We start from the raw sequence: 5,787 nt of genomic DNA, 5'->3' as shown, positions 1-5,787 counted from the left end.
TCATCTAGTTCAGCTAAAGATGCAGAACCTTCAGCAAATCTGGCAAAACCTAACATTGTCGGTAAATCTTCTGCATCTCGTAATCCGACTGTGGGAATTGCGGGACTGAGGGGATGTAAGGAAAAATATAGATAACTCCGTTGATTACGTTTTAGATTTAATTAGCTTAAATTGGAGTCGTGCTATTGTGTAAATATACAACAAAAACCAGAAAAATAATAACTTCAGAGGGAACAGGGAACGGGCAACAGGGAACAGAAAAACTCATGTTTAAAAACATGAAATTGAAATAATGACACTGTTTTTTTTCGTGCTACGCATCTTTTAAAAACATCTTTTTTTTCGACTGAGCTTTAAACTGGTGCAACTTTTGTTTCTTATCTGTCCCCGGTTCCCTGTTCCCTGTTCCCTTTTTTGTAATTTCTGGCGGCATTGCTTGGCAGCGATCAGAACAGCAGAACTGGTTGGGTGCTTCTTGAAAAAATGATTTAAGCAATACCGAATCACTTTTTACCCTTAACTTTTTTCAGTGCAGCAAGTCGTACTTCCGCATTGAGTAAATAACCAAAACCTACCTTCTCTAAACGCTGGACAAATTCCTCTCTTGTATTGCCCAGTTTACTAGCTGTAGCATCCAAATTCCAATTATGATCCGCTAATTGACTCAACAAATAAACTCGACGAGTCTGCATTCCTGATAAACGGTAAGTTTTCAAATACTCCAAGTCACCATTTTCTCGAATAATCGCTTCCCCAATATGATTTTCTTCTTTAGGATTGAGGTCAGTAATAAATCGTTGTAAGACAAATGAACCAGCAGTATAAACTTTTTGAGAAATTAACTTGCGTCCTAACAGTCCTTCTGCCATGAACCCCTGAAAGGATGCCCAATCTGAACGCATATTTTCTACTGCTGCTCTCAAAGCTGTTAAATCCTTAATTTTTGATTCATCTAAAGATACATTCATTGGGAAAGTAGTATCGTGCAATAAAGCATATTGGTACAATAATTCACCATAAAAATCTTCTAACAAACTATTGTGTAGAAGGCGATAATCTTCTGGTGTGGGGACTACAAAAGCTGATGCTAATACTTCAGCCACAAATACCAATACTCCTACTTGTTGAGAGTGGATTTCAAATACCCGCAAAGCATCTTCAAGCCCAGTAACATAACGTCCACTAAAAGAACTTTCTATGCGGCTACCCAGACCCTGAGAAAGGGCATATTTAGAATATTCACGCCAAGCAATATCAGGACCATTAAAGAACATTGCTAAAAAGCCTTCCATTGCTAAATGTAGTGGTAAAAATCTCAGTTGATTACTAGATTCCCGCTTTACCATGCGGTGCATTAATCGAACACTAGCACAATTACAATTTAGCTGCTTACCATCTGTTTTAAAAATCTGCCCTCCAAAAGTACCCACAGGACTACCATCATCAGTCCAAGATAATACTAATCCATGAGGAATATAGGAGAAATATTTCATTCCTGGTGCTGTCATTTCTCCTGCTAAGGAAACAACTGTTAAATCTTCATTATAGCTACGACGAAATAAGCGCAAATCGTCACGAACCTGACGACGCAATAATGGCACAATTCGGACTGAACCCCATACCTGAGAAGGGGCAATTTCTAATCCTTTGAGTGATATATCTGTTAATAAATCTTTTTTAGATGCCATAGAATAGTGTGTGTATTTTTATTGAATCTTTCATCTTAATTTTTTGACTAAGCCTAACATTTTCCAAGCTTTCCCAACCTTCCTCCACATCCACCTGTATTATGAGGGTTGATTATTTTGATATTTTCATCTTCTCGCGTCAGATTGCCAATTACTTGAATACTCGTTCGAGATAATATTATTTTGAGTAATTCGCTTTTTTGTTGGTCGCTTAATGGTACTGGATATTTACCCTTTATTTTATCTTTTATTTTCGATTGAATATCTGGTGTTAGTAATGCTAAATCGAACTCTACTCTCTCACCATTTTGAGAAATAGGTAAAAAAGAATACTCATCTGCACTATCAAACCATTGTCTACTTACATAGGTATATTTTCCAGAATGTTGTCCCAGAAAAGGGTACTTAAAATGTCTATTCCATAATTCAGATTTATTATTTTTATAATGTTCTTTGAATTCTTCAGGTATTCCTTGTTGGTGTTCCGTCCAATGAGCAACATGATCTACAACAAAAACTGTATCTAGCTGAATCATGTTTTTATTGGCAGCATCTCCACTACAGAAGAAAATACATGATCCTGTTGTTACATAGGCAGCTTGAGATTTAGGTTTTCTTATTAATTGAGTAGCATGACAATAGGAATAAAGCCACCTGTCTGAAAATACGAAGGGGTCTTCATTTTCACAGGGTTCATCTACCCAAACATTCCCTTTCCAATCTATAAGTTGATTATCAGTGAGAGCTTGACATTGTACTTCAGTTTTTTTCCTAGCGTAGTCAGGGTGAAATATTAAATAATGCAGTGCTTTCATAAGTTATTTAAAAGCTATCTAAAAACTAAGAATTTTAATGATTTGATGATGCAATAATTTGAGTATAAAATTTGGGTAATTTTATTACAACCTATCCGCTTAACATTTGCCTTACTCGCTCTGCTAAATATTCCTCTAGTTCAGCTAAAGATGCAGAACCTTCAGCAAATCTGGCAAAACCTAACATTGTCGGTAAATCTTCTGCATCTCGTAATCCGACTGTGGGAATTGCGGGACTGAGGGGATGTAAGGAAAAGTCATCGGCATTGTAAACCGGATTGCAATGCACAATGGAAGTTTTTTGTTCAGGGTCTAAATGATGACGATATATACGCAGAATTTCCGATGCTCCATTGGGGGGGTCGTTTTCCCAACCGTCGGTGATGATGACTACTAAATCTGCACCCCAATCTAAAGCATCCAGTAGGGGTGTAGCTAAGTCTGTTTGTCCACGAGGGAGAATCAGTAGTGGATCATGAGTGGGTATCGTCCAAAAGGCTTGGTATTCCTGAGATGCGGCTCTTAGTAGGTAATGAGCGGCTAAGGCTACCCCTAGAGGACGACGATGTTTTTCGGTGGAACCTGAACTGGAGTAACTGCAATCTAGGACTGCTGCTACTCGTCTTAGTTTGAGGGGTGATTTTTTTAATGTGAAAGCCGCAGATTTTTCTAATGCTTGATTGAAGATATCCCACTGCTGTTTGCGAGTTTCTAATGGTAAGGATAGGATATACAGCACCAAACGAGTTAGGGGGAGACGACCTAAATTGATGTTGATTTCTACATCTATGTGGTTAGCTGAAGTTTGTAAGCGCAATTTTTCATTTAAGGTCATTTGGTCTTGAATACCAGACAAGAAGACCTCACGTTTAATTCCGTGTTTTATGGCTAAACCTTCAGCAACGGTAAAGGGTAGCTGATAAACGGCTTCAGCACTATAGTGTGCTTGGCGAAATGTCTCGAATAATTCGGTTTGATAAACTCGCTGTTTCCATTTGCCAAAGAGGAAATTACCTAATTCTCCTGGGAGGGTGAGGTGTGCATGGGAGGCGATCGCCCGAAATTTGGAGCGATACTTGACAGCATCAAAGTTAATGTCGCGTCGTTGCTGGAGATAGTCACGAGCGATCGCTCGGCTACGGCGATTATTAATACCTCTTTTCCGTAATTGTTGCAATACATCCCAACCTCGTTGTGGTGGTAAAGCTGCTAATGCGGCGGCTATTAATGTCCCTTCTTCTTGGCGATGTTCAGGGGATGTGTGTTTTCCGGTTGCTAGCAATTTGAGAATAATCTGCGCTTGGTTGAAGTGGTTAATCCCTGCTGCCAATGTCCGGGTATAAAGTAAGCGGTAATTACCTAAAATATAATCATGTAAAAAGTCAATAGATATACGCTGCCCGTAACCATCACTGTAAAATTCACGCTGTCCTGTGCAGGAAAGACAAGCGTTAATGAACATGACTAAATCTTCCCTGGCCACCTGCTGATGTTGTTTAGTCCAATTAATGTTCATTTGTGGCATAGTGGCTTGCTTTCCAAGGGTACTGTTCGGGGAATGGCGGCACGACCAGCTAGGATAGCTACAAAGGCTAGATTCGGAAGTCATACCAAAGTCCCGCAAACAGTATTAATGACTATTTTAAGTTCTAATTTATCAAATAGCTACAGGAATACAACGAAATTTTACTAACAAAACCAAGAATCTAACTTCTATTAGTTAAGGAAGGCATTCGCCTCTTAAATGTTGACTTCAGAAATATTGTCTAAATTGACCATTGCCGATATTTCTTGATTGATTTGATTTGATGTTAAATTATTCTCTTGAGGTTGATTCAGGAGTTTAATTAACCATTTTTCAGTCTGCCGATGATACTTTTTATGCCAACGTATATTTAATCTTTGGGGTGGTTTCACAGGGTCTAATGCTAAAATCACAAGCTGTATTTGGTTAGGAATAACTGAATATTGAATAGTTGTAGTCCACAATTTTACTCGGTCTTGCCAGCTTAACTGAGGATGACGCACAGCCCATTCATAAATTCTGGGTATACCTTGTTTAAATGCTATATTTGTGGTGACTTGAATAAAGTAATTATCGTTATTAATCATTAGGGGGGCAATGACTGGGTTATCAACTAATAACTTCTTGCGAGATTGAAAGATTTCTGGTGCAATTTCCTGTACTTGAGCAACCCATTGATCAATTTGAGGATGGGCATTTAATAAAGGTTCTACAGGTAGTTGTAAAAATAATTGTTTCATCACTAGTTGAAAGTTATCTGCTATTATAGAGTCGAAAGCAGCGTGATTTTGATGATGCTTTAAGTGAGGAAATAGAAGTTGTTGCTGTGTTTTATTAATTTGTTGAATATCAGCAAGGTTAATTATTGGCATAGTTGGGAGAAAATTGCATCTCTCCCAGGCAGCGGTTAGCTGCAAATTAATTATTTTGATTAATTATTGCCTTCGTTGTTTAGCTTTAGTTATGATTTCACTCATGTTTAACGGGGTAGATTCTCCACTATCAATACCTTGTTGAATTGCTTGTTTTAATTTAGCAATGTGTATCTGTTTGAAATAATTGTTTTCGCTGATTAGCAAGATTATTTTTCTAATTACGAGTTTTGTAAAATTATACATACCAAACCTTAATTGTGAAGACTCGTTATTTGAATTAATTACTATGCGATGGATTCAGATAGTAAGCTTGACATATCTAATAATCGCTCAGACCAAAGACCAGATTGTTCTGCAACTTCAGCCCGTACTTTTTCATCTGCCCAAATGTCATTCCAAGTTAATTCCCACATCGCTAATTGAATTTGAATATTCACCAATTCCTCAGCTTGAACAGGTTCTATTTCTGCTGCTGTCCACTCAATAAACCACTTGGTTTCTGAAATTACACTTTTCACCGCTTCTTTATAAGCAATCTGAGAAAATGACTTAATTCGTGCTAAATTAGCCGCTATATGTCCTAAGCGATTTGGTATATTGTTGATTTGAAAGCGGGTTTGTTTTTCATTTAAATTCTGGTTCATAACCACCTATTAATCTTTGAGTAATTTGTGTTACACGTTCTCGTATCGCTGGGTCTTGAATTATCATCGACCGATTATTTTGACTAGGCCGAATATTAATAATTGACTCGTAAGCCATTTTTTGTGTAAATGGTATCCAGTCTGCACCCCAAATGTCTTTCTGCTTGCTACCATCTTTCAATAATACCAGGGTTAGCGCATCTCAAATCCTATTGACAAGGGAATCTAGTTGATATGTGG

The 5,787-nt window shown here is 37.8% G+C and carries 5 protein-coding genes and 1 pseudogene; all 6 read right to left on the bottom strand.

The features are described 5' to 3' along the window. Nucleotides 1-503: 503 nt before the first annotated feature. Entirely contained in the window at nucleotides 504-1,688 is a 1,185-nt protein-coding gene (locus A9Y75_RS24425; protein WP_071192262.1) for a hypothetical protein, read from the bottom strand. Between the two features lie 53 nt (nucleotides 1,689-1,741). Continuing rightward, nucleotides 1,742-2,503: a hypothetical protein gene (locus tag A9Y75_RS24420; protein WP_071192260.1), complete on the bottom strand. Its 762-nt coding sequence runs from the start codon at nucleotides 2,501-2,503 to the stop codon at nucleotides 1,742-1,744. Nucleotides 2,504-2,594: 91 nt separating this feature from the next. Next, on the bottom strand, nucleotides 2,595-4,019 hold the full coding sequence (locus A9Y75_RS24415) for a hypothetical protein (RefSeq protein ID WP_071192371.1): 1,425 nt from the start codon (nucleotides 4,017-4,019) through the stop codon (nucleotides 2,595-2,597). Nucleotides 4,020-4,243: 224 nt separating this feature from the next. Continuing rightward, the gene (locus tag A9Y75_RS24410; protein ID WP_071192258.1) at nucleotides 4,244-4,900 is read right to left on the bottom strand and encodes a hypothetical protein; all 657 of its coding nucleotides are present in this window, start codon (nucleotides 4,898-4,900) and stop codon (nucleotides 4,244-4,246) included. Between the two features lie 287 nt (nucleotides 4,901-5,187). Beyond that, a complete protein-coding gene (locus A9Y75_RS24400) occupies nucleotides 5,188-5,547 on the bottom strand; it encodes a hypothetical protein (protein ID WP_071192254.1) in 360 nt (119 codons plus the stop codon). Then, nucleotides 5,528-5,731: pseudogene (locus tag A9Y75_RS24395) on the bottom strand (DUF5674 family protein); the annotation flags it as partial. The gene A9Y75_RS24400 and the pseudogene A9Y75_RS24395, both read right to left, overlap by 20 nt. Nucleotides 5,732-5,787 lie beyond the last annotated feature (56 nt).

The organism is Trichormus sp. NMC-1 (genome assembly GCF_001858025.1).
GTDB lineage: Bacteria > Cyanobacteriota > Cyanobacteriia > Cyanobacteriales > Nostocaceae > Anabaena.
Note: the sequence above shows the minus strand (reverse complement) of the source record. Positions and strands in the feature narration are given on the sequence as shown.

Bases quoted from the DNA above. Each gene is read 5' to 3' on its own strand.
- A9Y75_RS24420 (WP_071192260.1), bottom strand. From the start codon at position 2,503: ATGAAAGCACTGCATTATTTAATATTTCACCCTGACTACGCTAGGAAA.
- A9Y75_RS24425 (WP_071192262.1), bottom strand. From the start codon at position 1,688: ATGGCATCTAAAAAAGATTTATTAACAGATATATCACTCAAAGGATTA.
- A9Y75_RS24400 (WP_071192254.1), bottom strand. From the start codon at position 5,547: ATGAACCAGAATTTAAATGAAAAACAAACCCGCTTTCAAATCAACAAT.
- A9Y75_RS24415 (WP_071192371.1), bottom strand. From the start codon at position 4,019: ATGAACATTAATTGGACTAAACAACATCAGCAGGTGGCCAGGGAAGAT.
- A9Y75_RS24410 (WP_071192258.1), bottom strand. From the start codon at position 4,900: ATGCCAATAATTAACCTTGCTGATATTCAACAAATTAATAAAACACAG.